The organism is Terrabacter sp. 05T424 (assembly GCF_056396225.1).
Genome location: NZ_JBFTLB010000011.1, coordinates 66,777 through 92,399, shown reverse-complemented (window position 1 = coordinate 92,399; position 25,623 = coordinate 66,777). Strand labels below are relative to the sequence as shown.

The window sequence follows — 25,623 nt, the reverse complement described above, 5'->3', positions numbered from 1 at the left end:
GACGGCAGAAACCATGACGACGGGCGGGCCCTCGCCCCGCCGGGTCCACGCGATCCGAGTCCCGTCTGCCGATGTATCGACACCTTCAACTATGTTTTCCATAGTTGCTATGATTACCATAGTTCCGGTCCTGACGGGAGGGGTCTCGTGGCGAAGTCCACCTACGCACAGCTCGGCGACGCGTGTGCCACGGCGCACGCCATGGAGCTCATCGGCAGCCGGTGGACCTACCCGATCCTGCGCGAGCTGATGCTTGGGCCGAAACGCTTCAACGAGCTCCTCACCACGGTGCGCGGCATCACGCCGGCCGTCCTGAGCGGCCGGCTGCGCGAGCTCGCCGCCACCGGACTGGTCGAGGCCGAGCCGGGCGAGCCCGGCTCGCAGCACGTGTACGCGCTCACGCCCTGGGCCAACGAGCTCGGGCCGGTCCTGCGCGAGCTCGGCCGGTGGGCGCAGGGCTCCCCTGTCCGCGAGACGACGGGGGGCCTGACCCCGGACGCGGCCGTGCAGGCCATGCTCACCATGGCCAGGCCCGACCTCACCCCGGCAGCGGGAGAGCTGCAGCTCTATCTGCGCGACGCCCGTGTCTCCGATGTCGAGCATCCCTACCGGATCCGCTGGGACGCCACCGAGCTGCACGCGGAACGCGGCACGTGGGCCCGCCCGGCGACGACCCTCAGGGCCGACTCCTCCACGTGGGCCGAGATCCTCTTCGCAGGACGTCCAGTGGACGGGAACACCCAGATCACCGGGAGCCCGACTCCGGTCGAGGCCCTCCTCGCCTGCTTCCCCGTGGCGTGAGCAACGACGTGCCGTCGGGCCGTCCGACCAGGGCACGCCAGCGGACTGGTTGCGCAACGCGGTGTCCCACACACGTCACCGCAGGGCAGATGCCTGAAGTGGATGAGTCGGCCGATACGCCGGGTTCTGTTCCGCGCCCCCGTTACCAGGGACGCGGCGACGGCCATCCATCTGGGCCGGCCATTGCTGGCCGGCTCTAGCGTCCTACCCGCGCACTCGACCGGGCCGGCCTCCTGGGCGCCCTAGGGCACCCTGCATACGCTGTCTGGACTTGCTCCGGGTGGGGTTTACCGAGCCGCTCCAGTCACCTGGAGCGCTGGTGGTCTCTTACACCACCGTTTCACCCTTACCGGCTGCCGAAGCTGCCGGCGGTCTGTTCTCTGTGGCACTGTCCCGCGGGTCACCCCGGGTGGCTGTTGGCCACCACCCTGCCCTGTGGAGCCCGGACGTTCCTCGGCAGGGCCGAAGCCCTGACGCGACCGCCTGGCCGACTCATCCGCGGCCCAGCATAGAGCCCGTACGCCGGGTGACCCCAACGCCCCTCTGCGCCGGTGGGGCCGGATCACCCGCGAAACGGCGCGGTGCGTCAGGGCTCAGACGACGCGACGGAACGCGAGCAGGGCCACGTCGTCGTGCCGGTCCGGGTCGGTGACCGACTCGGCCAGCTCGTGGAGCACGTCGTCGAGGTCGATGTCGTCGTCGACGTGGCCGAGCAGCTCCTCGGCCGCGGTCTGCAGCCGCTTGAGTCCGATGTCGATGCTCTCCCCGCGTCGCTCGACCAGCCCGTCGGTGTAGAGCAGCAGCAGGTCGCCGACCATGAACGGCACTCGCGCGGCCGGCCGCTGCACGATGCCGATGCCGTGGACCGGCGACCCCTCCTCGACGACGTAGCGGCTGGCGCCGTCGTGGAGCAGGAGGGGGGGCGGGTGGCCGGCGACGACCGTCGAGAGCTTGCCGTGCGCTGGGTCGAAGAGGGCGTATGCCGCTGACGCCATCGGTGTGGGCGGCTGGCTGGCCATCAGGCGGTCCATCGCCATGGCCAACGCACCCGGCTCGGCATCCTGGGTCACGAGCACCCTTGTGGCGGAACGCATTCGAGAGCCCGCTACGGCCGCGTCGACACCTCGACCCATCACGTCGCCGACGAACGCGAAGACCCTGTCGTCACCGAGGGTGCTGACGTCGAAGTAGTCGCCACCGACATCGGTGCGGCCGGCCTGGCGGTAGACCATGCCCACCTGCCAACCGGGCACCTCCGGAAGGTCGTGAGGCAGGAGCGTGGCCTGGAGCACCGATGCCACCCGGCGCGTCTGCGAGTAGAGGTCGGCGTTGTCGATGGCGAGACCGGCCCGACGGGCGAGGTCCTCGGCGAAGGCGACGTCGCCGGACGTGTACCGGCGTCCGGACTCGGCGGCCACGAAGCTGAGGACCCCGATGACGCGCTCGTTGGCGCGGAGCGGGACCGACATCGCGCTCTGCAGCCCCAGCTCACGGGCGACACGCAGGTGCTCGTCGTCGCGGGCCGTGGCGACGAGCATCTCGTCGGTGATCTCCTCGATGAGCATGCTCTTGCCGGTGCGCGCGACCTGCGCCGCCCCACCCGGGCGGTCCGGGTCGGGCGGCCATCGGGTCTCGAGGTCCTTGGCCATCTGCACCTTGGCCGGGTCGACGTGCGCCACGGCGAGCGTGCGCAGCACGCCGTCGTCCATCATCTGCACCGAGCACCAGTCGGCGTGGGTGGGCACCGCGAGCGAGGCGACCTGGCGCAGCGTCTGGCGGTAGTCCAACGACTCGGCGAGGGCCTGCGAGGCGTCGGCGAGGAACTCGAGTCGGGCCGCGCGGTCCGCGCTCTCGGCCTCGGCGCGCAGCCGGAGCATCGTCTGGGCGCACATGTCCGTGAGGAACTGGAGCACCGAGAGCTCGTCCGAGTCCAGCTGCCCACGTTCGCCGTCGAACCGGAAGCCGACCGCACCCACGGCCTCGCCGCTGGTCGGCGACACGAGCGGCAACGCCACCGTGAACCGCTCGGCGGCATCCTCGAGATCGGGGTAGCGCTTGATCAGCTCGGCGACGGTCGTGACGACCACGGGCCGTCGGGTGCGGACGGCATCGGTGATCGGCATCGACGTCCGGATGTCGAAGGAGGACCACTGCCTGACCAGGTGCGGGCTGAGACCGTGCGTGCCGATGGTCCGAAGACGGTGGCGGCCCTCCCGCACCGCGAGTACCGCGCGAGAAGCGCCCATGACGGCCGAGGCGCGCTCGGTGATGACCTCGGTGAGGTCGTCCATCGTCACGGCGTTAGCGAGGGCGGCCGCCATCCGCCCGAGCTCCACGAGTCGAGTGGCGATGGCAGACGGAGGTCCCTCGCCACCGTCCCGCGCCGTCGCGTCCATGGCGTCATCCTGACACCACAGGAGCCCTGACGTCCCACAGATGTCCCATCAGTGGCACGATGACAATGTGGGAGGGCCGAGGGACACCGGCGAGAGCGGGCTCAGTCACGTCGAGTTCGGCCCCGAGGATCTCCGCCTCGTGCGTGAGACCGTGCGTGCGGTGGCCGAGCAGCACGTGCCCGAACGGGCCAGCGACGCGATGCTGGCCGTGCACGAGCTGGCCGTCAACAGCATCATCCACGGCGGCGGCCACGGCGTCCTGCTCATCGACCAGACGGCCGACTCGCTGGTCTTCACGGTCGAGGACTGCGACGGCACGTCCTCGGTTCCTCGGATCCGCGAGCCCGCGGGGCACGCGACGAGCGGACGCGGCCTGCTCATCGCGCAGCGTCTCAGCGACCGACTGACGATCGAGTCACCCCCCGGTCGCACACGCGTACGCCTCCACCTGAGGCTCACGCCGATGACTGCGGGGCGCGCACAGCACGCCTGACAAGCCCCCGCCACGCTCCACCTCGCGAGGGCACGCCTGTTCCGGGTCCCGCTCGCCCGACGCCGAGCCGGCGTACCGGCGTGCCCAAGGCTCGCTCAGGCGAGCGCAGCTCCGCCGTTGGGCGACGCCTCACCGAGCTCGGTGCTGATGTCGAGCACCTGACCGAGATTCATCAGCTCCATCAGCCGGAGCGTCACGCCCGCGCAGACCAGCCGCAGGTGCCCGCCCGCATCGCTGACGCGGTGATAGAGGCCGATCAGGGCGCCGAGGCCGGACGAGTCGAGGAAGGTCACCTCGCGCAGGTCGATCACGACCTCCGAGCCGGTCGTCGCCCTCAGCCCGTCGAACACCCTGCGTGCATCCGAGACGGTGTAGGTGTCGAGCTCCCCCGTCACGTGCGCCACCAGCACGTTGCCCCTGTCCTCGACCGTCACGTTCACTGGCTCCCCCTCCTCGAACGACCACCACGGCCCACGTTAGGCCCCGCGGACCCGCACGAGAAGGGCAATCGGGTATGCCGCGTGCTTATGCGGGCAATGTGACGACCGTCACTCCCGGGGCCGGGCGTCAACGAATCCGTCGCGTCGTTCGTCATGCCTTGGAGACGACGACGTCACCGGACGAACGAACGCAACCAGCCAGGAACATGACGCACCCGTTGACAGCAGACCTGCCCCACGCCCGAACCAGACCGACCGACGACACAGAGCCCGACCTGCGGACGAGCACCACGGCGACCGCCGTGACCGACCCCGAGGGCAGCACCGAGAGCGGCACCCCCAGCACCGGGAGCGCCATCGAGCCCAGGTCGAGGCTGTTCGACCTCTCCCTGACCCAGCTGCTCGGCGGGTCCATGGCCGCAGCCACCGCAGCCGCCCTCGGCTCACGCCTCGGCGTCGTCGGGACGATTGCCGGAGCGGCCGTCCTCAGCGTCGTCTCCGCGATCGCCGGCGCGCTCTACACCAACTCCATGGCGCGGGCCAGGGAGGTCGTGGTGCTGGTGCGCTCGCGACGCGACATCGCCCTCGGACGCCCCGGGCTCGCGCTGCCTGCCCGGGCGCGGCAGGGGTGGTCGCGGCCCGATCGCGCCACCGCACGGCGGGCGCTCGCCACCACCGGGGCCGTCTTCGCCCTGGCGGCAGCCTTCCTCGCCGGGCTCCAGCTCGCCACCGGCGCGCCGGTCACCGGCACGAACCTCGGTGGGCGCACGGCCGCCGGCGTTGTCGTCGACGGGTCGGCGGACTCGGCCGGCGCCACCGGCAGCCAGCAGAAGGACCCCGGGCAGGAGCCGGCGAACGGCTCGGGCAGCACTCCAGGCAGCACCGTCGGCGCCGGTGTCGACCCTTCGGCCGGCACCACCCAGGTGACGGGCACGCCCACGACCGCGGTGGCCGACACCCCGCCGTCAATCGCGACCACACCTGACGCGGCCCAGCCGACCCAGCCGGCCCAGCCGGTGCCCGCCGCCACGACGCCGGCCGCACCCGCAGACGGCGGCCCCACGGCGAGCCCGCCGGCAAGCACCGACGCCGCCGGCGGCCCCATTGCGGGATCCACCCCGACTCCCTGAGGCCGGGCGACGGCGGGCCGCCCCGAATGCTCGCCCTTCAGACGATGGAGAGCGTGATCGTCCCGGTCGAGATGTCGGCCGCGTCGACGTGCACCGAGACGCGGTCACCGGCCTTGGCCGAGCCCGACGCCCGAGCCACGACGGCGTGGTCGGCGAGCTGCACGACGACGCCCTTGTCGTTCTCCTCGACCACGACCCCGTCGACCGTCTGGCCGACGAATGGGAGGAGCTCGGCTGCCTCGACGGCATCGGTGCAGGCGCGCTCGACGCCGTTGGTGCGCCGGTCGGAGGTCGTCATGATCTCGGGCAGCGTCGGCAGGGCCTCGCGCACCCAACCCGGGACGTCCGCGCCCGCAGACAGCGCCTCGCAGACGACGAGGCCGAAGCGGTCGACGAGCCGGCGCAGTGGGGCGGTGACGTGGGCGTACGGGTTGGCGACCGCGGCGTGCATCGGCTGGTCGGGGACCGTGCCGTCGAACGGCGTGTAGCCGGCACCGCGAAACAGCGTGGTCGCCTCGTGGATGAGCGCGAGGTGTCTGGGGTTGGTGCGGTCGAGCGTGCGGAGGAACTCGCCGTACGCCATGCCGTCGGGCCACGGCACCCCGGCCGCGGTCGCCTGTCGGTGGAAGCGCTTGACGTCGCGTGGGTCCGGTGAGGGCATGGTGCGCAGGACGCCGACCTTGCCCTTGAGCATGAGGTCGGCGGCCCCCATGCCGGTGAGGAGCGAGATCTGCGCGTTCCAGTCCTCAGCCGCCACGACAGGGCGGAACGAGATGTGGAAGGTGCCGTCCGGGCCCTCCTCCACCTCCTGCTCCGGCATCGGCAGGCTCGCTCCCCCACGCTTGCGCTCGAGGGCGATCCGCTTCTCGCCGACCTCCTTGAGCAGCATCAGGCACTCCTCCGCGCTGCCGGCGTCGATGTCCTTCTGCACCTGCTCGTAGTCGTAGCGCCGCACGCTCCTGACCATGGCCCGAGACACCTCGACGGCCGTGCCCTCGCCATCGGCGGCCAGCCGGATGTCCCAGACGAAGGCGGGGCGCACCTGGTCGGGCAGCAGGCTCGCCGCACCCTCGCTCAGCTCGGTGGGGTGCAGCTGCACCCGCTTGTCAGGGCAGTAGACGGTCTGTCCACGGCGACGGGTCTCCGCGTCGACGGCGCCCCCGACCTTGACGAAGGCGGGCACGTCGGCGATGGCGTAGCGCACCCGGTAGCCGTCGCCGTCACGCTCGATGCACATCGCCTGGTCGAGGTCCATGGACATGGGCGGGTCGATCGTGATGAACGGCACCGACGTCTCGTCTCGACCGGGCAGGTCTGCATTCGCTGCGGCCGCCTGTGCCTCGGCGAGCACCTCTGGTGGGAACTCCTCAGGCACCTCGAGCTCGCGGCGCACGGCCACGAACCGGTCTGCGAGCTGCCGTGCCACGTCGCCGGGCTGCGTCGCCGGGCGGAAGACGATGTGTCGCTGGGCCATGGCGCCACCCTACGCACCGAACGCGCACGCACTCCGCGCGTCGCTGGACGTTTTGGGACTTTGGACCGCCGCTTCCCTAGGCTGACCCCCGTGCTCATCCTGCTCCCGCCGTCCGAGGGCAAGACCAGGCCCCGGCGGGGGTCCTCGCTCGATCTCGGTTCCCTGTCCTTCCCCCAGCTCACGCCCTTGCGCGAGGCCGTCGTGGACACGGTGGCGAGGCTGAGCGGTGAGCCCGACGCCGCGCGCGTCCTCGAGCTCAACCCCAACCTCGTCGACGACATCGCCGGCAACACGCGCCTGCACAGCGCCCCGACGGCCACCGCGTCACGTGTCTACTCCGGCGTGCTCTACCAGGCCCTCGACGTCGACTCGCTCGACCCGGCCTCCAAGCGCCGGGCGAACCGCTGGATCGTCGTCGTCTCCGCCCTCTTCGGCGCGCTGCGCCTCGGCGACCGCGTGCCCGCCTACCGGGTCAACATCTGCAGCACCCTTCCCGACGTCGGCTACCTCTCGCACGAGTGGCGCCGCGAGCTCCCTGCCGCACTCGACGCGGCGGTGAAGCCGCGTGAGCTGATCGTCGACTGCCGGTCGAGCACGTACGCCTCCGTGTGGCGTCCCCGTGACGAACGAGCGGCCCGCTGGGTGCAGGTCACCGTGCCGGGCGCCTCGCACATGGCCAAGCACACGCGTGGCCTGGTCACCCGCGAGCTGGTCCAGGCGGAGGCGCCCCGCAGCCCCGAGGCCCTCGCGGAGCGGCTGTCGGAGCGCTTCGAGGTCGCGCTCACCCCACCGCCGCGTCCCGGCAAGCCGTGGCAGCTCGCGACCACGCCGAAGACCTGACGTGCTGCTCGACCTCGCCCAGCTCGTCGAGCGGGTGGCCCCGATCCTCGTCTTCCTCGTCGCGATCACCCTCGTCGCGGAGATCTGCGACCTCGACGGGCTCTTCGACGTCGCAGCCCACTACGCCGCCCGCCTGGCCAGGGGCCGAGTCGTCGTGCTGTGGCTGCTCGTCGTCGTGCTGGCCGTGGCAGCCACCACGGTGCTCAGCCTCGACACGACGGCCGTCCTGCTCACCCCGGTCGCCATCACCGTCGCGCGGCAGGTCGGGGCTCCTCCCCTGCCCTTCGCGATGACAACCCTGTGGCTAGCGAACACGGCCTCCCTGCTGTTGCCCGTGTCCAACCTGACGAACCTGCTGGCGCTGCACCCGCTCGCGGCGCTCGACGTACACACGCTGGGCTTCATCAAGCTGATGGCGGTCCCCGCCGCGACCGCGGTCGTCGCCACCGTGGCCGTGCTGTGGCTGCTCCACCGGCGCGAGCTGGGCGGCGCCTACGACACCCCACCGCTGGCCGAGCCGCACGACCGGCTCCTCACGCAGGTGTCCGGCGTGGTCTGCGGCCTCCTGGCCGTGGCGTTCGTCTCCGGGGTGCAGCCCGCGCTGGCCTCGGTCCCGGCCGCGGGCATCCTCGTTGCAGCCACCTACTGGCGCGCCCCCGAGCTGCTGCGCCGCATCCGCATGCCGTGGCTCACGGTCGTCGGCATCTGCGTCCTGTTCCTCGTCGTCGACGCCGCCCTGAGGCTCGGCCTCGAGGCGTGGCTCCGCACCGTCGTGGGGTCAGGCAGCTCCGTCGCAGACCTCCTGCGCGTCAGTGGGCTGGGCGCCCTCACGGCCAACGGCATCAACAACCTGCCCGCCTACCTGGCCCTGGAGCCGACCGTGGCCGACTCCCCCACCCGACTGGCGGCGCTGCTCGTCGGCGTCAACACCGGCCCGATCATCACTATGTGGGGCTCGGTGGCGACCCTGCTCTGGGCCCAGCGGTGCCGCTCGGCCGGACTCGAGGTCTCCTCCCGCCGCATCGCCGGCACCGGCGCCCTCTGCGCCGTCGCGGTCGTGGCCGCAGCCACCCTCGCCCTCGCCGCCACCGCCTGACCCACCAAGCCAACCCAACCCGACCGGACCCGACCGGAGGGCATACGCCCCCCAGCTCAAGTCGAGTGCCCACTTTCCGACGCCCCGGACTGAGCACTCGACTGGGCGAGGCCGTCGGGAAATGGGCACTCGACGAGAAGGGACCGTCGAGTGCTCAGTTCCCGACGCACCCGAACCGTCGGAAACTGGGCACTCGATGAGATGGGCCGGGTCCCGCCAGTCGAGTGCTCAGTTTCCGACGGCGTACGCGTTGGGCTCGCTCGGAGGGTCAGCCGAGCGCGCGACGAAGGTCGTCGACGAGGTCGCGCACGTCCTCGAGCCCGACCGACACGCGCAGCACGCCGTCGGTGATGCCCACGGCCGCGCGCGCCTCGGGTGCGAGCCGTCGGTGGGTCGTCGTGGCCGGGTGCGTGATGAGCGACTTGGAGTCGCCCAGGTTGTTCGAGATGTCGATGACCTGGAGGGCGTTCATCAGCGCGAACGCCTCGTCCTTGCCGCCGTCGAGCTCGAACGTCACGACCGTGCCGCCGCCGAGCATCTGCCGCTTGGCGAGGTCGTGCTGCGGGTGCGACTCGAGGAACGGGTGCACGACGCGAGTGACCTTCGGGTGCGACTCGAGGAAGCGCGCCACCTCAAGGGCCGAGTCGGCCATCCGCTCGACCCGCAGCGACATCGTCTCGAGGCCCTTGACGAGCACCCAGGCGTTGAAGGGCGACATGGACGGGCCGGTGTGCCGCATGAGGTTCTGCACCGGTCCGTCGATGAACTCCTTGGGGCCGAGCACGGCGCCGCCGAGGGTGCGTCCCTGGCCGTCGATGTGCTTCGTCGCGGAGTAGACGATGATGTCGGCGCCGAAGTCGAGCGGCTTCGAGAAGACGGGCGTGCCGAAGACGTTGTCGACGACGACCGTGGCCCCGGCGCCGTGCGCGAGCTCGGTCACGGCCGCGATGTCGACGAGCTCCTGCATCGGGTTGCTCGGCGTCTCGAAGAACACGGCCGTCGTCGGCTCGGAGAGCGCCTCGCGCCACTGGTCGAGGTCGGCGCCGTCGACGAAGACGGTCTCGACACCCCACCGCGGCAGGATCTCGTCGAGGATGACGAAGCAGGAGCCGAAGAGCGCCCGTGACGAGACGACACGGTCGCCCTTGCCGAGCAGCGCGGCCAGCGCGACGAAGACCGCCGACATGCCCGAGCCGGTCGCGAAGCAGGCCTCGGCGCCCTCGATCTGGCGCAGCCGCTCCTCGAACATCGTCACCGTCGGGTTGCCGTAACGCGAGTAGACGAACCGGTCGACGTCTCCCTTGAACGCCGCCTCGGCGTCCTCGGCCGTGTCGTAGACGAAGCCGGAGGTCAGGTAGAGCGCCTCGGACGTCTCCTCGAAACCGCTGCGGGCCAAGCCCCCTCGCACTGCGAGGGTGTCGGGCCGCCAGTCGTTGGTCACGTCGTCGCTCATCCCTGCACCCACGGCAGCCCCGCGACCTTCCAGCCCGAGACGGCACGGTGGCGCTGTGCGTCGTGCGGCCCCTCGAAGCCCTCGAGCACGTTGCGCGACTCGGTCCAGCCGGCCGCCGTCGCGGCCTCCGCGGCGCTCACCGAGCGCACTCCCGAGCGGCAGAGGAAGTAGACGGACTGCTCCTTGCCGATCCCGGCCGCAGCCAGCTCGTCGACGAAGGCGTCGTTGACCCGGCCGTCGGGGAAGGACTGCCACTCGACGAGGACGACCTCCTTGCCGATCGAGCCGAGGTCGGGCAGGCCGACGTACGACCACTCCGCCCTCGTGCGAACGTCGACGAGCACCGCGCCGGGCTCGTCGCGCAGCGCCGTCCAGGCCTGCTCGGGGGTCACGTCACCGGCGTAGCTCATGAGACCGAATATCGCACAGCGTCCGTCAGGCGAGATGGTCAGTCCGATTGGTGAAAGCCACCGACGCGGACCCGTCCTCCCAGACCTCGACGGCGGTGAGGCTGCCCGCCGCCGTGGCGAGGGCCCAGAAGCGCTCGACCGGCGTCCCGAGCACCTCGGCGAGCACGGAGAGGATGCCACGTCGGCTCGTCACGGCGACCGCCGTGCCGCCCGAGCCGGCGAGGCCCCGGTACGCCGCCACGACCGTTGCGTCCGCCCCCGCGCCGGGCGCGCGTCCCGACCAGTCGCCGGTCGTCGTGGCGTCGGAGTCGACGGCCGACGCGATCTCGCGGGCGACTCGAACGGACTGCGCGTCGTCGGCGCCGATGACGAAGGCGCCCGGGCCGACGAGGCGCCGGACGGCAGCGACGATCGACGCGGTCTGCCCGTCGTCGAGAGGGGTCTGCACGAGCAGCAGCCGCAGCGGCCGCGCCGTGTCGGAGGCGCCGCCCGCCACGACGGGGGACGCGGATTGCTCGACGTCCTGCCCGCCGTCCGGCTCGGAGGGAGCGTCGACGGCCGCCTCGCGGACGTCACCGGTGAGCACGCGGTGCACGCTCTTGCCGTCCATCGCCTCGTTGCTCAGGGCGTCGGCGTCCTTGTTCTTCTCGCGCGGGATCCACTCGAAGTCGACGCTGCCGCCGCTTTCGGAGATCTCGGCGCAGAGGTCGCGCGCCTGGAGGGCGAGCCGGCGCATGTCCTCGTGCTTGATCTTCCAGCGACCCGACATCTGCTCGACGACGAGCTTGGAGTCCATCTTGACCCGCACGGTCGCGCCCGCGTCGATGTCGAGCACGGCACGCAGCCCGGCGATGAGGCCGGAGTACTCCGCGACGTTGTTGCTCTGCTTGCCCAGCGGCTCGGCCAGCTCGACCAGAACGGCCCCGGTGGCCGGGTCGCGCACGAGCGCGCCGTAGCCGGCCACGCCTGGGTTGCCGCGCGAACCGCCGTCCGCCTCGACGACGAGCCGACGGCCCGTCCCGCGAGACGCTGCGCTCACCTACCGCTCACAGGCCGGACTCGCCCGTGCGGATCATGATGCGGCGGCACTCCTCGCAACGCACGACCTCGTCCTGAGGCGCACGCCGGATGCGGTCGAGGTCGACGTTGCCGAGCTCGAGCCGGCAGCCGCCGCAGCGACGGTGACGCAGCTCGGCCGCGGCGAGACCGCCGCTGGAGGCGCGGATCTTCTCGTAGAGAGCGGCGAGGTCGTCACCGATGCCGGCCACGATGTCGGCCCGCCCGGACCCGACCTGAACTGCCTCGGCGTCGAGCGTGGCCAGAGCCGCGTCGCGCTCGGCCTCGAGGGTCTCGACCCGCTGGACGAGCTCGGTACGGCGGGCCTCGAGCTCGGCGACCTTGGCCGTCAGCGTCTCGGAGCGCTCCATCACCTCGATCTCGACGTCCTCGAGCTCGGACTGGCGGCGGGCGAGCGAGGCCAGCTCGTGCTGGAGTGCCTGCAGGTCCTTCGCGCTGCCCTGCCCGGCGTCGAGGCGGGACTGGTTGCGCGCGGCTCGGTCGCGCACGAGCTGCACGTCCTGGTCGGACTTCGTCAGCTCGCGCTGCACGTCGCCGGCCGCCGTGCGCGCGTTGACGATCTCCGTCTCGAGCGAAGACAGCTCACGCCCGGCCGCCTCGACCGCCGGCGTCTGCGGGAGCGTCGCCTTCGCATGGGCGATCTGGTCGAGGCGTGTGTCGATGGCCTGCAGGTCGAGCAGGCGCCACTGACGGGACGGGTCGGCTTTCAGGACACACCTCCGAGTTGGGTTGCCGCCCGGTCCTCCCGGGCGGCGTTCGCACCGACGACGAACGTCCACGGCTCGGTGCGGATGGCTGAGACTCTGGCCTCGACCCTAGTCGCTCCCGGACCGTTCTCCAGCGCGGCGAGGAGCCGGGCCCGTGCGTTCGCCAGCCAGAGCGACTCGGTGGCCCAGTGCCCGGCGTCGACGAGGAACGGGCGACCGCCGCGGGCTTCCTCGCGCGCTTCGAGCACGGGGTGGTGGCGCAGGTCCGCGGTGACGTAGACGTCGGCACCGCTGGCCCTGACGTCGTCGAAGCGGTCGTCCCCGGAACCGCCCATCACCGCCACGACCGACACCTCTGCGGCCGGGTCGCCGCTGACGCGAATGCCGCCTGCCGTTGCCGGCAGTGCGGCGGCGAGCAGCTCTGCGAACTGCGCCAGGCTCGTCGGCGCGGCCAGCACGCCGACCCTGCCGATGGCCTGGGCACCCTCGGTCGAGAGTGGTCGCTGGTCGGTGAGCCCGAGCGCGTCGGCGAGCACGGTCGAGACCCCGGGGTCGGCGACGTCGGCGTTGGTGTGGCCCACCCAAAGCGCGACGCCGGCACGCACCAGCCCCGTGACCGACGCGCCCTTGGCGCTGGTCGTCGCGACCGAGTGGACCCCGCGCAGCAGCAGCGGATGGTGGGTGACGAGCAGGTCGGCCCCCCAGCCTGCGGCCTCGTCGATGACGGCGAGCGTCGGGTCCAGCGCGAAGAGGATGCGGCGTACCGGCTGTTCGAGGTCACCCGCCACGAGACCGACGCGGTCCCAGTCGGCTGCGGTCTCGAGGGGGTAGAGGGACTCCAGGGCCGCGACGACGTCGCGCAGCCGGAGGGGTCCCTCGAGGTCGGGGGCTGGGTCGTCCACGTGGGCCCGGCCGGGCTCGAACCGACGACACCCGCGGTGTAAACGCGGTGCTCTACCAACTGAGCTACAGGCCCTCACGCACCAGCAGGTGACCTGTGGACGTCACCGGCGGGCGGCGGTCAGCCTACGGCATCGGGTGTGGTCGCGCGGAGCGCCGCGAGCGCCTGTCGGTATGCCGTGAAGTCGCGTCCGTGGCCGATGCCGCGCACCTCGGTCCAGACGATGTGGCCGGTGCGGTCGACGAGGAAGGTGCCGCGCGTCGCGTAGCCCTCCTCGTCGTCGAGCACGCCGTAGCGCCGGGCCACCTCGCCGTGCGGCCAGAAGTCGGAGAGCAGGGGGAAGAAGTGACCCTCGGCGTCGGCCCACGCGCGCAGCGTGTACATCGAGTCGCAGGAGATGGCGAACACCTGGATGTCGTCGTCCTGGAAGTCCTCCAGCCCGTCGCGGATCTCGCGCAGCTCTCCGCGACAGATGCCCGAGAAGGCCGCCGGGTAGAAGACCACGACGGCGTTCTTGACGTCGCGCACCGCGGACAGGCTGACGTCGACGCCGTACTGGTCGACGAGGGTGAAGTCAGGTGCGAGCTCGCCGACCCCCAACGGGGCGGCCGCGTGAACCGACTCGGTCGGGTGCGCGTTCATCATGCGGCCAGTCTGTCACCAGACGTGCGGCGGCCCGAATCGTCGTCAGCGCCTCGGACCCTTGGGCGGCATGAGCCGGGTCGCCGCCCACTCCTTGGCGACGTTGACCTGGCCACCCGTGACGAGGCCGGCCGTCGAGGCGGCTTCCTCGACCTCGCTCGCGTCGACGTGACCGGGACGACCGGCCTTCGGCGTGAGCAGCACGATGAAGCCCTGGTCGAAGAGCTTGGTCAGCCCGTCGACCATGAGGTCGACGAGGTCGTCGTCGCCGTCGCGGTACCAGAGCAGCACCCCGTCCGCGCCGTCGTTGAAGTCCTCGTCCTCGAGCTCGCTCCCGATGACGTCCTCGATCCCGAACCGCAGGGGATCGTCGACGTCGTCGTCATGGCCGAACTCCTGGATGATCTGCCCGTTGGCAAATCCGAGCTTGCTGAAGGACGCCGCTCCCGCGGTCTCGCTCACTGTCACCGGTCCTCTCGGTCACGGCCCACGGGCCCTGGTGCTGTGGTCGGTCGCATCTGTCGTACCCGTGACACCACGATCGCGACGTCACCGTCACGACATCCAGTGCACTGGGTCCGACGCTACCGCGCAAGCCCGGTCCGGCGTTGGCACAACGCCCAGTCGGCACCGACCCGCCCGGCTCGGTCTCCCCCTTGGCTCCCCCTTGGCTCCCCCTCACCTCACCCGTCGCCCGGCCCGGTGGCCCTCGGGCCGGGCGCGACGGGATACCACCGGGTAGGGCCTGGTGGGGCCGAGCGGCCCCGTCCCATCGCTGGACCCGGGTGTGACGGTCACCACGGATTGGTAGAGGATGGACGAAGCAGCGGCGTGGCCGACCGGTCACGCGCGCGGCGGACGCGACGAGAAAGGACCCACGACGTGGCATCCGAGGCCGGCCCGATCCTCAACGGCATCCCCAGTCAGCTCCCGGACATCGACCCGGACGAGACGCAGGAGTGGATCGACTCCCTCGACGCCGTCCTCGACGAGAAGGGCCGCACCCGAGCGCGCTACATCATGCTCAAGCTCATCGAGCGGGCGCGCCAGCAGCAGGTCGGTGTCCCGTCGCTGACGGCGACCGACTACATCAACACCATCCCGCCCGAGCGTGAGCCGTGGTTCCCGGGCGACGAGGACGTCGAGCGCGAGATGCGCCGCTACATCCGCTGGAATGCCGCGGTCATGGTGCACCGCGCCCAGCGCCCCGGCATCGGGGTCGGCGGCCACATCTCGACCTATGCGAGCGCCGCGACGCTCTACGAGGTGGGCATGAACCACTTCTTCCGCGGCAAGGACCACGAGGGCGGCGGCGACCAGATCTACTTCCAGGGCCACGCCTCCCCCGGCATGTACGCCCGCAGCTTCCTCGAGGGCCACCTGACCGAGGCCGACCTCGACGGGTTCCGCCAGGAGAAGAGCCACCTGGTCGACGGCAAGGTCAAGGCCGTGCCGTCCTACCCGCACCCGCGTCTGCTCCCGGACTACTGGGAGTTCCCGACGGTGTCGATGGGCATCGGCCCGATGAACGCCATCTACCAGGCGCAGTTCAACAAGTACCTCCACAACCGCGGCATCAAGGACACCAGCCAGCAGGACGTGTGGGCCTTCCTCGGCGACGGCGAGATGGACGAGCCCGAGTCACGCGGCCTGCTCCAGCTCGCGGCCAACGAGGAGCTCGACAACCTCAACTTCGTCATCAACTGCAACCTGCAGCGCCTCGACGGACCGGTCCGCGGCAACGGCAAGATCATCCAGGAGCTCGAGGCCTTCTTCCGCGGCGCCGGCTGGAACGTCATCAAGGTCGTGTGGGGCCGCGGGTGGGACCCGCTGCTCGCCGCCGACCGCGACGGCGCGCTCGTCCACGTCATGAACCAGACGAGCGACGGCGACTACCAGACCTTCCGCGCCAACGACGGCAAGTACGTCCGCGACCACTTCTTCGGGCGCGACCCGCGCACGGCCAAGATGGTCGAGGGCTGGAGCGACGACCAGGTCTGGTGGGACCTCAAGCGCGGCGGCCACGACTACCGCAAGGTCTACGCGGCCTACAAGGCAGCCCGTGAGCACACCGGCCAGCCGACCGTCATCCTCGCCAAGACGATCAAGGGCTACAGCCTCGGGTCGCACTTCGCCGGCCGCAACGCCACGCACCAGATGAAGAAGATGACGCTGGACGACCTCAAGGCCTTCCGCGACAGCCTCCGCATCCCGATCACCGACGAGCAGCTCGAGGCCAACCCCTACCAGCCGCCGTACTACCACCCCGGCGCCGACAGCGAGGTCATCAAGTACTCCGTCGACCGCCGTCAGAAGCTCGGTGGCACGCTGCCGAGCCGTCGCGTCGACTTCGAGCCGGTCAAGCTGCCCGGCGACGAGGCCTACACCCAGGTCAAGAAGGGCTCGGGCAAGCAGGAGGTCGCCACGACGATGGCCTTCGTGCGCCTGCTCAAGGACCTGCTGCGCGACAAGGAGTTCGGCCCGCGCATCGTGCCGATCATCCCCGACGAGGCGCGCACGTTCGGCATGGACGCGTTCTTCCCGACGATCAAGATCTACAACCCCAACGGGCAGAACTACACGCCGGTCGACGCCGAGCTGATGCTCGCCTACCGCGAGAACGTCAGCGGCCAGATCCTGCACCTCGGCATCAACGAGGCCGGCTCGCTCGCGGCCTTCACGGCAGCCGGCACGTCCTACGCGACGCACGGCAAGCCGATGATCCCGATCTACGTCTTCTACTCGATGTTCGGCTTCCAGCGCACGGGCGACTCGATCTGGGCGGCCGCCGACCAGATGACGCGGGGCTTCCTCATCGGCGCCACGGCGGGTCGCACGACGCTGACCGGCGAGGGCCTGCAGCACGCCGACGGGCACAGCCCACTGCTCGCCTCGACGAACCCCGCGGTCGTGCACTACGACCCGGCCTACGGCTACGAGATCGCCCACATCGTGCAGGACGGCCTCAAGCGGATGTACGGCGAGGGCAAGACGCCCGAGGAGTCGAACGTCATCTACTACCTCACCGTCTACAACGAGCCGATCCAGCAGCCCAAGGAGCCCGACGACGTCGACGTCGAGGGCATCCTGCGAGGCATGCACAAGATTGCGCCGGCCAACACGGAGGGCTGGACGCACGAGGCGCCGCGCGCGCAGATCCTCGGCTCCGGCGTCGGTGTGCCGTGGGCGCTCGAGGCGCAGCAGCTGCTCGCCGACGACTGGGGCGTGGCCGCCGACGTGTGGTCGGTGACCTCGTGGAACGAGCTGCGCCGCGACGGCCTCGCCGCCGACGAGCACGAGTTCCTCAACCCCGGTGAGGCGCCCGTCAAGCCGTGGGTCACCCAGTGCCTCGAGGGCACCGAGGGCCCGGTCGTGGGCGTGTCCGACTACATGCGGGCCGTCCAGGACCAGATCCGCGAGTGGGTGCCCGGCACCTACGCGACGCTCGGCGCCGACGGCTTCGGCTTCTCCGACACCCGTGCGGCGGCGCGGCGCTTCTTCAAGATCGACGGCCCGTCCGTCGCGGTGCGCACGCTCCAGCTGCTCGCGAAGGAGGGCAAGGTGCCCGCCGACGTGCCCGCCAGGGCGGCCGCGAAGTACAAGCTCGACGACGTCACCGCCGGCACGTCCGGCAACGCTGGCGGCGAGAGCTGACCCGCTGACGTATGCCGTGTGGCCCGGTCCCTGCCCAGGGGCCGGGCCACACGCCCGTGCGCTTGTCGTCACCCCCCCGCGGATGGAACCCACATGTCGGTGACCCCGTGCGCTTGTCGTCACCCCACCCTGCTGGATCTGGCGCGACTGACGCCAAACGCACGGCGTGTGTCAGGCCGCGGTGGCCAGGGCCGACCGGACTCGCGCCAGGACCACCTGGGGTCGGGCTAGGTCGGCCCAGACGACACGGACCACGACCCATCCCGCGCGGCGCAACGCGTCCTCCCGCTGCTTCTCCGCGAACAGGGTCCGGCCGTCCCCTCCGTACTTCACGGCTCCGTCGAACTCGATAAGGACCCTGGTGCCGCAGATGCGGAAGTCCGGCCGGAAGAGACGTCCCTCCACGACCATCTCGACCTGCGGCTCGAGGGCAAAGCCGAGCGAGCGCAGCAGGTGCGCGGTCCGCGTCTCGCCCGGTGACTCGTGCCTGCCGTCGACCCACGGCAGCGCCGCTCGCACCGGGCCGATCCCGGTGTGGCCGCGGAAGAGGCTGGAGACACCCGACAGCTCGCCGGGCGTCGTCGAACCGCGGCGCACCGCTGCGTCCGCCGGCACGAGGAACGCCTCGGGTCCTGCGACCAGACCTGCCTGCAGCAGCGAGACGGCAACCGGCAGGACCGCCATGAGTCGCGGGGCTGTGAGCGCCAGGCGAAACCCAGCGAGCGGCTCGTGCACCACCACCCCTGGACGTCGCACGGTGGCGTTGCGCCGGTAGGCGGCCCCGGTCTCCTGGTCGGCGCGTACGGGGTCCACGACCGAGGTCAGGTGGACGGTGGCGAGGTCTGCGGCATACGTCGGCAGGCCGGCGAGGAGCAGGCGCGAGTGGTGGCTCACGGCGGCGCGTCCGCCGTACTGACGGCCGAGGGCCCGCGCCGTGAGCACGTGCAGTCGTTCCGGCTCGGTGTCGGCGCCGTCGTGGACCGCGAACCAGCCGCGCGCCAGCCGCAGGCAGCGCCCCTGCCGGACCAGACGTCGCAGTGCGTTCGAGTCGAGTCCGACCAGTGCCGCGTCCGCGGTCGAGAAGACACCGTCTCGAGCGATCTGCAGAAGGTCCATGGCGCCACGGTGCCGGACCAACTCACGCCTGGGACCACCCCCGTCACCCCCTGTGGATCGGAGGTGTCAGGGCGCCGCAGGTGTGGACGGACGCAGGCCGTGCCCTTGCCGTCGCACCACGCCCCCGGGTCAGCGTGGCCTCACGCGAAGCGCACGACATACCGGCTCGCTGGGCCGGGCCGGCCATTGGATAAGTATGCGCTGCTGTGCATATACTTACATCCATGTCCAAGGTCCTCACCTCGCTCCCCGTCGGCGAACGCGTCGGCATCGCCTTCTCCGGCGGCCTCGACACCTCCGTGGCTGTTGCCTGGATGCGCGAGAAGGGCGCGGTGCCGTGCACCTACACGGCCGACCTCGGGCAGTACGACGAGCCCGACATCGACTCGGTCCCCGGCCGCGCCGGCCAGTACGGCGCCGAGCTCAGCCGGCTCGTCGACTGCAAGACGGCGCTCGTCGAGGAGGGCTTGTCGGCCATCGCGTGCGGCGCCTTCCACATCCGCAGCGGCGGCAAGACGTACTTCAACACCACTCCCCTGGGCCGCGTCGTCACCGGCACCCTGCTCGTGCGCGCCATGCAGGACGACGGCGTCTCGATCTGGGGCGACGGCTCCACCTTCAAGGGCAACGACATCGAGCGGTTCTACCGCTACGGCCTGCTGGCCAACCCGAGCCTGCGCATCTACAAGCCGTGGCTCGACGCCGACTTCGTCACCGAGCTCGGTGGCCGCCACGAGATGTCCGAGTGGCTCACGGCGCGCGACCTGCCCTACCGCGCCTCCGCCGAGAAGGCCTACTCCACCGACGCGAACATCTGGGGCGCCACCCACGAGGCGAAGACGCTCGAGTTCCTCAACGAGTCCATGGAGGTCGTCGAGCCGATCATGGGCGTCCGCTTCTGGGACTCCTCGGTCGCCATCGAGACCGAGGACGTCACGGTGCGCTGGGAGCGCGGTCGCCCGGTCGCGATCAACGGCCGGACGTTCCCCGACGCCGTCGCGCTCGTCGACGAGGCGAACCGCATCGGCGGCCGTCACGGGCTCGGCATGAGCGACCAGATCGAGAACCGCATCATCGAGGCCAAGTCGCGCGGCATCTACGAGGCCCCGGCCATGGCCCTTCTCCACCTGACCTACGAGCGCCTCCTCAACGCGATCCACAACGAGGACACGATCGCCAACTACCACGCCGAGGGCCGCAAGCTGGGCCGCCTTCTCTACGAGGGCCGCTGGCTCGACCCGCAGTCGCTCATGGTGCGTGAGTCGCTCCAGCGCTGGGTCGCCTCCGCGGTCACCGGCGAGGTCACGCTGCGCCTGCGCCGCGGCGACGACTGGTCGGTCGTCAACACGACCGGTCCGGCCTTCAGCTACCACCCCGAGAAGCTCTCGATGGAGCGCACCGAGGACGCCGCGTTCGGCCCCGTCGACCGCATCGGCCAGCTGACGATGCGCAACCTCGACATCGCCGACTCCCGCGCCAAGCTCGAGCTGTATGCCGCCCAGGGCCTCCTCGGCGCCGACGCGCACGAGCTCGTGGGCGAGCTCGCCCCCGGTGGTGCGGCCGCGATCTCGGCCAACCCCGCCGCGGCCGACGTCGACGAGCAGGACGACGCGCTCGACCGCGCCGCCATGGAGTTCGGCACCGACTGACGACCATCCCGGCGGGGCGGTGGACGCCGCGTTTGTGAACGGCATACAAACGCGGCGTGTCCCGCCCCATAGGCTGGCCGTGTGAGCGGACCGTCGCGACAGCACCCGAGCGAGCAGACCTCGCGCGCCGTCGAGCGCAGCGCGGGTGAGCTCGCGACGCTGGCCTCGCGTCGCATGGAGGAGCACCTGGCGTGGTACCGCCGGCTCTCCGCTGAGGAGCGCTCGCAGGTCGGGCTCGTCGCGCAGGCCGGCATCTCGCAGTTCATCGCGTGGTTCCACCAGGAGGAGAAGCACTCCCCCTCTGCCATCTCGATCTTCGCCAACGCGCCGCAGGAGCTGACCCGCTCCGTCAGCCTGCGCCAGACCCTCGACCTCGTGCGCACCGTGGTCGACGTGGTGGAGTCGAGGGTCGAGAGCCTGGCCGGCCCCGGAGACGAGCAGCTGCTCCGCGAGTCGGTGCTTCGCTTCTCGCGCGAGATCGCGTTCGCCGCTGCCGAGGTCTACGCCGGCGCGGCCGAGGCCCGCGGTGCGTGGGACGCGCGGCTCGAGGCACTCGTCGTCGACGCCGTGCTGCGCGGCGAGGCCGACGACTCCATGCAGTCTCGGGCCAGCGCCCTCGGGTGGGGCGACGTCGCCGACGTGACGTTCGTCGTGGGCAGCACCCCGACGACGGCGAGCGGGGCCGTGCCGGCCGTCGACGACCTGCGCCGGTCCGTGCGCCAGCACGGCGTCGAGGCCCTCGCGATCGTCCAGCGCTCCCGGCTCATCGCGATCCTCGGTGGCACGCGCGAGGCCTCGCGCGTCGTCGAGCAGGTCGCCGACTGCTTCGGCGACGGTCCCATCGTGCTGGGGCCCACCGTGCCGCACCTGTTCGCCGCGGGCCGCTCGGCCCGGGCCGCGCTGAGCGGTCTCTCGGCCGCCGCCGCCTGGCCGAGCGCTCCTCGCATCCTCGACGCCGACGCCGTGCTCCCTGAAAGGGCCCTCGCCGGCGACCCGCCCGCGCGCCGTGTCCTCGTCGACCGCATCCACCGTCCCTTGATGTCGAAGGGCCACATCCCCCTCCTGCAGACGGCGACGGCATACCTCGAGAGCGGCGGCTCGCTCGAGGCCACGGCCCGCGTGCTGTTCGTCCACCCGAACACGGTGCGCTACCGCCTCGGCCGTATCTCCGAGGTCATCGGCTATGACCTCACCACCCCGCGCGAGGCGTGGGCGGTGCGCATCGCCCTCGCGCTGGGTCGCCTCGCGGGCACGCCCGGGGTGGCGCCGATCGCGGGCACCCCGTCCCGTATGCCGTCGACAGGGCTCGACATCGCGCCCGCCGCGCGACGTGGGCGCCGCATCACGACGACCAGCGCTAGTTTGGAGGAAACCTCCAAACTATCGCCGTCGACTTCGTGACATTCGGTGGCGAGGTCCCCACCGGTAACCGGGAAAGGTTGACCACGTGTTAGCGATCGTCTGCCCTGGACAGGGCTCCCAGACCCCCGGCTTCCTCACCCCGTGGCTCGAGCTCGACGGCGTGCGCGACCAGCTGACCGCCCTCGGGCAGGCTGCCGGCCTCGACCTCGTCGCCCACGGCACCGAGTCCGACGCCGACACGATCAAGGACACCGCCGTCGCGCAGCCGCTCATCGTCGCGGCCGGTCTCGTGACGGCCTCGGCCCTCTTCGCCTCCCGCGACGACCTGACGGCCACCGGCGCCGTCCTCGCGGGCCACTCCGTGGGCGAGCTCACGGCCACGGCGCTCGCCGGCGTCGTCACCGAACAACAGGCACTCTCGCTCGTCGCGACACGCGGCCGGGCGATGGCCGAGGCCAGCGCCGTCACGCCCACCGGCATGGCGGCTGTGCTCGGTGGTGACCCCGACGAGGTGCTCGCGACCCTCGAGACCCACGGCCTGACGCCCGCCAACATCAACGGCGCCGGGCAGGTCGTCGCCGCCGGCACGCTCGAGCAGATCGAGGCCTTGCGCGGCGCGCCACCAGCCAAGGCCCGGGTCATCCCGCTCCAGGTGGCCGGCGCCTTCCACACCCACCACATGCGACCCGCTGTCGAGGCCCTCGCCGGCGCCGCCGCCGACATCACCCCGTCGGCGCCTGCGCTGCGCCTGCTCTCCAACGCCGACGGAGCCACCGTCGCCGACGGGCCCGACACCGTCGACCGCCTCGTGCGCCAGGTGAGCAACCCGGTGCGCTGGGACCGCTGCATGGAGACGATGCTCGCCCTCGGCGTCACCGGCCTGCTCGAGCTCGCCCCCGCCGGCACGCTCGTGGGTCTCGCCAAGCGAGCGATGCCCGGCGTCGAGACCCTGGCCGTCAAGACCCCCGACGACCTCGAGGCGGCACGCGCCCTCGTCGAGGCCCACCGCTCATGACCGCGCCCACGACGAGCACCCGCACCACTGGCGCGGCGACCCCATCAGGGGCAGGCTCGTGGTGACGGCCCGCACCGGCGGCGACCCCGTCGGTCGCGGCGCCGCACAGCGCCAGCTCCCGACCCACTGACCCCTCACTCCCGAGAAGGCCTCACGTGACCTCCACCAGCACCGCTCCCCAACCCAAGGGCACCGGCACCCTCGTCGACAACGGCGCCTCGCGCCACTCGCGGATCATGGGGGTCGGGGCCTACCGCCCGGCCCGCGTCGTGATGAACTCCGAGATCGTCGACAAGATCGACTCGAGCGACGAGTGGATCCGCGAGCGTTCCGGCATCATCAGCCGCCACTTCGCGGCCGCCGACGAGAGCGTCATCGACATGGCCGAGCACGCCGCGCGGCAGGCCCTCGAGCACGCCGGCGTCTCGCCCGAGCAGATCGGCTTCGTGCTCGTCGCCACCGTCACGCACCCTTACCAGACCCCGGCCGCCGCACCCGAGCTCGCCTCGCGCCTCGGATCGACGGCGCCCGCACTCGACATCTCTGCTGCGTGCGCCGGCTACTGCTACGGCGTCGCGATGGCCAGCGACATGGTCAAGGCCGGCTCCGCCGACCACGTGCTCGTCGTCGGCGTCGAGAAGCTGAGCGACTTCACCGACCCGTACGACCGCGGCAGCGCCTTCATCTTCGGCGACGGCGCGGGCGCCTGCGTCGTCGGCCCCAGCGACACCCCGGGCATCGGCCCGACCGTGTGGGGCTCCGACGGCACCCAGCGCGACGCGATCACCCAGAAGCAGGCGTGGACCGACGTGCGCGAGTCGTGGCAGGCCGCCCAGGCAGACCAGAACGTGTGGCCCGCGATCGGCATGGCAGGGCAGACCGTGTTCCGCTGGGCCGTCTGGGGCATGGCTCCCGTGGCCCAGCAGGCGATCGACAAGGCCGGTATCAAGGCGGACGACCTCGACGCCTTCATCCCGCACCAGGCGAACATCCGCATCATCGACGCGATGGTCAAGCAGCTCAAGCTGCCGGCCGACATCCCCGTGGCCCGCGACATCGTCACCACCGCCAACACGTCGGCGGCCTCGATCCCGATCGCGACCACCCGGATGCTCGCCGAGCAGGAGATCCCGAGCGGCGGCCTCGCACTGCAGATCGGCTTCGGCGCCGGTCTCGTGTACGCCGCCCAGGTCGTCGTGCTGCCCTGAGTCCACGACAGGGCAGCCACACGCTCCCGCGGGTCCCGACGGGTCATTCGGGCCAGGCACGACATCCGTCATGGATGGCAGACGAAGGCACCACCGACAACAACAAGGAGCAGACAGATGGCTCAGTCCGAGCAGGAGATCCTCGAGGGTCTTGCAGAGATCGTCAACGAGGAGACCGGCCTCGACACCGCGTCCGTCGAGATGGACAAGTCCTTCACCGAGGACCTCGACATCGACTCCCTCTCGATGATGACGATCGTCGTCAACGCCGAGGAGAAGTTCGGCGTCCGCATCCCCGACAGCGAGGTCAAGAACCTCAAGACCGTCCGCGACGCCGTCACCTACATCGGCGGCGCGCAGTCCTGATCACCTGATCAGACGGCTTCCGTATGCCGTCCGGCCGGGCGGGTAGCGCCCCCGCCGGACGGCATATGGGATCCACCACCAGCACCACCCCTCAGCCAGAACGCAGCACGACCCCCGACTCAGAGGAGCACGTCACCATGACGTCCAATCGCGACCGACGCGTCGTGGTCACCGGTCTCGGCGCCACGACGCCCCTGGGCGGAACCGCGCCCGAGACCTGGGAGGCCCTGCTCGCCGGACGGTCCGGCGCCCGCCCGATGGACTTCGACTGGGTCTCCAAGTACGAGCTCCCCGTGACCTTCGCGGCGACGATCGCCACCAAGCCCGAGGAGGTCCTCGCCAAGGTCGAGACCCGCCGCCTCGACCCGTCCAGCCAGTACGCCCTCATCGCCGCCCGCGAGGCCTGGGCCGACGCCGGCAAGCCCGAGGTCGACCCCGAGCGGCTCGGCGCCGCCATCGGCTCCGGCATCGGCGGCGTCTGGACGCTCCTCGACCAGTGGGACAACCTGCGCGAGAAGGGCCCGCGCCGCGTCTACCCGCTCGCGGTCCCGATGCTGATGCCCAACGGCCCGGCCGCGGCCGTGTCGCTCGACCTCGGTGCCCGCGCCGGCGCCCACACGACGGTCAGCGCCTGCGCGTCCGGCGCCGAGAGCATGGGCTACGCCATCGACATGATCCGCACGGGCCGTGCCGACGTCGTCGTCGCGGGTGGCACCGAGGCCGCCGTGCACGCCCTCCCGATCGCCGGGTTCGCCGCGATGCAGGCCCTCTCGACGCGCAACGACGAGCCGGAGAAGGCCTCGCGCCCCTACGACACCGGCCGCGACGGCTTCGTGCTCGGCGAGGGTGCGGCCGTCATCGTGCTCGAGTCCGAGGAGCACGCCCGCGCCCGCGGCGCCCGCATCTACGCCGAGCTAGCGAGTGTCGGCATGTCGGCCGACGCCCACCACATCACCGCCCCCGAGCCCAACGGCTCGGGCGCATCGCGCGCGATGCTGTCTGCCGTCGAGCGGGCCGACCTCGCCCCGACCGACATCATCCACATCAACGCGCACGCGACCTCCACTCCGGTCGGCGACGTCGCCGAGTACAACGCCATCAAGCGGGCCTTCGGCGACCACACCGAGAACATGTCGGTCACGGCGACGAAGTCGATGACCGGTCACCTGCTCGGGGCGGCCGGAGCGCTCGAGGCCGTCATCACCATCCAGTCGATCTACAACCGGCTCGTGCCGGCCACGATCAACCTCGACGACCAGGACCCCGAGATCCCGCTCAACGTCGTGACCGGCGAAGCCCAGAAGCTTCCCGACGGCGACATCGCGGCCCTCAACAACTCGTTCGGCTTCGGCGGCCACAACGTCGCGCTCGCGATCCGCAGCATCTGACGCCG

Annotated in this window: 23 protein-coding genes, 1 tRNA gene and 1 other RNA gene; 12 read left to right on the top strand and 13 right to left on the bottom strand. The window is 71.4% G+C overall.

The window, feature by feature from the left end; genetic code table 11:
- Positions 1–147: 147 nt before the first annotated feature.
- The gene (locus AC1DE0_RS19400) at positions 148–801 is read left to right on the top strand and encodes a winged helix-turn-helix transcriptional regulator (protein ID WP_478104349.1); all 654 of its coding nucleotides are present in this window, start codon (positions 148–150) and stop codon (positions 799–801) included.
- Positions 802–900: 99 nt separating this feature from the next.
- Here AC1DE0_RS19400 and rnpB read toward each other — a convergent pair.
- Both rnpB and AC1DE0_RS19390 read right to left on the bottom strand, forming a co-directional pair.
- An RNA gene (rnpB, locus tag AC1DE0_RS19395) (RNase P RNA component class A) lies at positions 901–1,296 on the bottom strand.
- A gap of 98 nt (positions 1,297–1,394) precedes the next feature.
- Positions 1,395–3,197, bottom strand: a complete 1,803-nt coding sequence (locus tag AC1DE0_RS19390; protein WP_478104347.1) for a GAF domain-containing SpoIIE family protein phosphatase — start codon at positions 3,195–3,197, stop codon at positions 1,395–1,397.
- 67 nt (positions 3,198–3,264) lie between these two features.
- Between AC1DE0_RS19390 and AC1DE0_RS19385 the strand changes: the two genes are divergently transcribed.
- Complete coding sequence (locus AC1DE0_RS19385) at positions 3,265–3,690, top strand: ATP-binding protein (protein ID WP_478104345.1); 426 nt, start codon at positions 3,265–3,267, stop codon at positions 3,688–3,690.
- Positions 3,691–3,785: 95 nt separating this feature from the next.
- Here the strand turns inward: AC1DE0_RS19385 and AC1DE0_RS19380 are convergent, their stop codons facing one another.
- Positions 3,786–4,130 (bottom strand): STAS domain-containing protein, encoded by a 345-nt coding sequence (locus AC1DE0_RS19380; protein WP_478104343.1) that lies wholly within the window; start codon positions 4,128–4,130, stop codon positions 3,786–3,788.
- Between the two features lie 206 nt (positions 4,131–4,336).
- Between AC1DE0_RS19380 and AC1DE0_RS19375 the strand changes: the two genes are divergently transcribed.
- Entirely contained in the window at positions 4,337–5,260 is a 924-nt protein-coding gene (locus tag AC1DE0_RS19375) for a hypothetical protein (RefSeq protein ID WP_478104341.1), read from the top strand.
- Positions 5,261–5,297: 37 nt separating this feature from the next.
- Here the strand turns inward: AC1DE0_RS19375 and AC1DE0_RS19370 are convergent, their stop codons facing one another.
- Positions 5,298–6,734, bottom strand: coding sequence for an RNB domain-containing ribonuclease (locus tag AC1DE0_RS19370; protein ID WP_478104339.1), 1,437 nt, complete (start codon positions 6,732–6,734; stop codon positions 5,298–5,300).
- Positions 6,735–6,824: 90 nt separating this feature from the next.
- Here AC1DE0_RS19370 and AC1DE0_RS19365 point away from each other — a divergent pair, with 90 nt between their 5' ends.
- Both AC1DE0_RS19365 and AC1DE0_RS19360 read left to right on the top strand, forming a co-directional pair.
- Positions 6,825–7,574: a YaaA family protein gene (locus AC1DE0_RS19365; protein WP_478104336.1), complete on the top strand. Its 750-nt coding sequence runs from the start codon at positions 6,825–6,827 to the stop codon at positions 7,572–7,574.
- Position 7,575: 1 nt separating this feature from the next.
- On the top strand, positions 7,576–8,670 hold the full coding sequence (locus AC1DE0_RS19360; RefSeq protein ID WP_478104334.1) for an ArsB/NhaD family transporter: 1,095 nt from the start codon (positions 7,576–7,578) through the stop codon (positions 8,668–8,670).
- A 268-nt stretch (positions 8,671–8,938) separates the two neighbouring features.
- Here the strand turns inward: AC1DE0_RS19360 and AC1DE0_RS19355 are convergent, their stop codons facing one another.
- The 8 genes from AC1DE0_RS19355 to AC1DE0_RS19320 form a co-directional block, all read right to left on the bottom strand.
- On the bottom strand, positions 8,939–10,123 hold the full coding sequence (locus tag AC1DE0_RS19355) for an O-succinylhomoserine sulfhydrylase (protein WP_478104332.1): 1,185 nt from the start codon (positions 10,121–10,123) through the stop codon (positions 8,939–8,941).
- Positions 10,120–10,533: a rhodanese-like domain-containing protein gene (locus AC1DE0_RS19350; protein WP_478104331.1), complete on the bottom strand. Its 414-nt coding sequence runs from the start codon at positions 10,531–10,533 to the stop codon at positions 10,120–10,122. Before AC1DE0_RS19350 ends, AC1DE0_RS19355 begins: the two co-directional genes overlap by 4 nt.
- A 25-nt stretch (positions 10,534–10,558) precedes the next feature.
- The gene (locus tag AC1DE0_RS19345) at positions 10,559–11,572 is read right to left on the bottom strand and encodes a reverse transcriptase-like protein (RefSeq protein ID WP_478104329.1); all 1,014 of its coding nucleotides are present in this window, start codon (positions 11,570–11,572) and stop codon (positions 10,559–10,561) included.
- 7 nt (positions 11,573–11,579) lie between these two features.
- Positions 11,580–12,389, bottom strand: coding sequence for a zinc ribbon domain-containing protein (locus AC1DE0_RS19340; protein WP_478104327.1), 810 nt, complete (start codon positions 12,387–12,389; stop codon positions 11,580–11,582).
- Positions 12,317–13,219 (bottom strand): Nif3-like dinuclear metal center hexameric protein, encoded by a 903-nt coding sequence (locus AC1DE0_RS19335; protein ID WP_478104324.1) that lies wholly within the window; start codon positions 13,217–13,219, stop codon positions 12,317–12,319. Before AC1DE0_RS19335 ends, AC1DE0_RS19340 begins: the two co-directional genes overlap by 73 nt.
- A 1-nt stretch (position 13,220) precedes the next feature.
- Positions 13,221–13,293 (bottom strand) — tRNA-Val (locus AC1DE0_RS19330).
- A 45-nt stretch (positions 13,294–13,338) separates the two neighbouring features.
- A complete protein-coding gene (locus AC1DE0_RS19325; protein WP_478104322.1) occupies positions 13,339–13,863 on the bottom strand; it encodes a peroxiredoxin in 525 nt (174 codons plus the stop codon).
- A gap of 42 nt (positions 13,864–13,905) precedes the next feature.
- On the bottom strand, positions 13,906–14,322 hold the full coding sequence (locus tag AC1DE0_RS19320) for a DUF3052 domain-containing protein (RefSeq protein ID WP_478104320.1): 417 nt from the start codon (positions 14,320–14,322) through the stop codon (positions 13,906–13,908).
- A gap of 420 nt (positions 14,323–14,742) precedes the next feature.
- On the opposite strand from AC1DE0_RS19320, the gene aceE reads away from it, so the two are divergent.
- Positions 14,743–17,514, top strand: a complete 2,772-nt coding sequence (aceE, locus tag AC1DE0_RS19315; RefSeq protein ID WP_478104317.1) for a pyruvate dehydrogenase (acetyl-transferring), homodimeric type — start codon at positions 14,743–14,745, stop codon at positions 17,512–17,514.
- A 171-nt stretch (positions 17,515–17,685) separates the two neighbouring features.
- Here the strand turns inward: aceE and AC1DE0_RS19310 are convergent, their stop codons facing one another.
- Positions 17,686–18,630, bottom strand: coding sequence for a type IV toxin-antitoxin system AbiEi family antitoxin domain-containing protein (locus AC1DE0_RS19310; RefSeq protein WP_478104314.1), 945 nt, complete (start codon positions 18,628–18,630; stop codon positions 17,686–17,688).
- 224 nt (positions 18,631–18,854) lie between these two features.
- Here AC1DE0_RS19310 and argG point away from each other — a divergent pair, with 224 nt between their 5' ends.
- The 6 genes from argG (at position 18,855) to fabF (ending at position 25,618) form a co-directional block, all read left to right on the top strand.
- Positions 18,855–20,279, top strand: coding sequence for an argininosuccinate synthase (argG, locus tag AC1DE0_RS19305; protein WP_478104312.1), 1,425 nt, complete (start codon positions 18,855–18,857; stop codon positions 20,277–20,279).
- Positions 20,280–20,360: 81 nt separating this feature from the next.
- Positions 20,361–21,680, top strand: a complete 1,320-nt coding sequence (locus AC1DE0_RS19300) for a PucR family transcriptional regulator (protein WP_478104310.1) — start codon at positions 20,361–20,363, stop codon at positions 21,678–21,680.
- 46 nt (positions 21,681–21,726) lie between these two features.
- The gene (locus tag AC1DE0_RS19295) at positions 21,727–22,656 is read left to right on the top strand and encodes an ACP S-malonyltransferase (protein ID WP_478104309.1); all 930 of its coding nucleotides are present in this window, start codon (positions 21,727–21,729) and stop codon (positions 22,654–22,656) included.
- Between the two features lie 155 nt (positions 22,657–22,811).
- Positions 22,812–23,864: a beta-ketoacyl-ACP synthase III gene (locus AC1DE0_RS19290; protein ID WP_478104308.1), complete on the top strand. Its 1,053-nt coding sequence runs from the start codon at positions 22,812–22,814 to the stop codon at positions 23,862–23,864.
- Between the two features lie 117 nt (positions 23,865–23,981).
- The gene (locus AC1DE0_RS19285; RefSeq protein ID WP_385905824.1) at positions 23,982–24,230 is read left to right on the top strand and encodes an acyl carrier protein; all 249 of its coding nucleotides are present in this window, start codon (positions 23,982–23,984) and stop codon (positions 24,228–24,230) included.
- Positions 24,231–24,367: 137 nt separating this feature from the next.
- On the top strand, positions 24,368–25,618 hold the full coding sequence (fabF, locus tag AC1DE0_RS19280; RefSeq protein WP_478104305.1) for a beta-ketoacyl-ACP synthase II: 1,251 nt from the start codon (positions 24,368–24,370) through the stop codon (positions 25,616–25,618).
- The last annotated feature ends 5 nt before the right edge of the window (positions 25,619–25,623 follow it).

Bases quoted from the DNA above. Each gene is read 5' to 3' on its own strand.
- AC1DE0_RS19325 (WP_478104322.1), bottom strand. From the start codon at position 13,863: ATGATGAACGCGCACCCGACCGAGTCGGTTCACGCGGCCGCCCCGTTG.
- AC1DE0_RS19370 (WP_478104339.1), bottom strand. From the start codon at position 6,734: ATGGCCCAGCGACACATCGTCTTCCGCCCGGCGACGCAGCCCGGCGAC.
- AC1DE0_RS19285 (WP_385905824.1), top strand. From the start codon at position 23,982: ATGGCTCAGTCCGAGCAGGAGATCCTCGAGGGTCTTGCAGAGATCGTC.
- fabF (WP_478104305.1), top strand. From the start codon at position 24,368: ATGACGTCCAATCGCGACCGACGCGTCGTGGTCACCGGTCTCGGCGCC.
- argG (WP_478104312.1), top strand. From the start codon at position 18,855: ATGTCCAAGGTCCTCACCTCGCTCCCCGTCGGCGAACGCGTCGGCATC.
- AC1DE0_RS19390 (WP_478104347.1), bottom strand. From the start codon at position 3,197: ATGGACGCGACGGCGCGGGACGGTGGCGAGGGACCTCCGTCTGCCATC.
- AC1DE0_RS19375 (WP_478104341.1), top strand. From the start codon at position 4,337: ATGACGCACCCGTTGACAGCAGACCTGCCCCACGCCCGAACCAGACCG.
- AC1DE0_RS19350 (WP_478104331.1), bottom strand. From the start codon at position 10,533: ATGAGCTACGCCGGTGACGTGACCCCCGAGCAGGCCTGGACGGCGCTG.
- AC1DE0_RS19310 (WP_478104314.1), bottom strand. From the start codon at position 18,630: ATGGACCTTCTGCAGATCGCTCGAGACGGTGTCTTCTCGACCGCGGAC.
- AC1DE0_RS19355 (WP_478104332.1), bottom strand. From the start codon at position 10,123: ATGAGCGACGACGTGACCAACGACTGGCGGCCCGACACCCTCGCAGTG.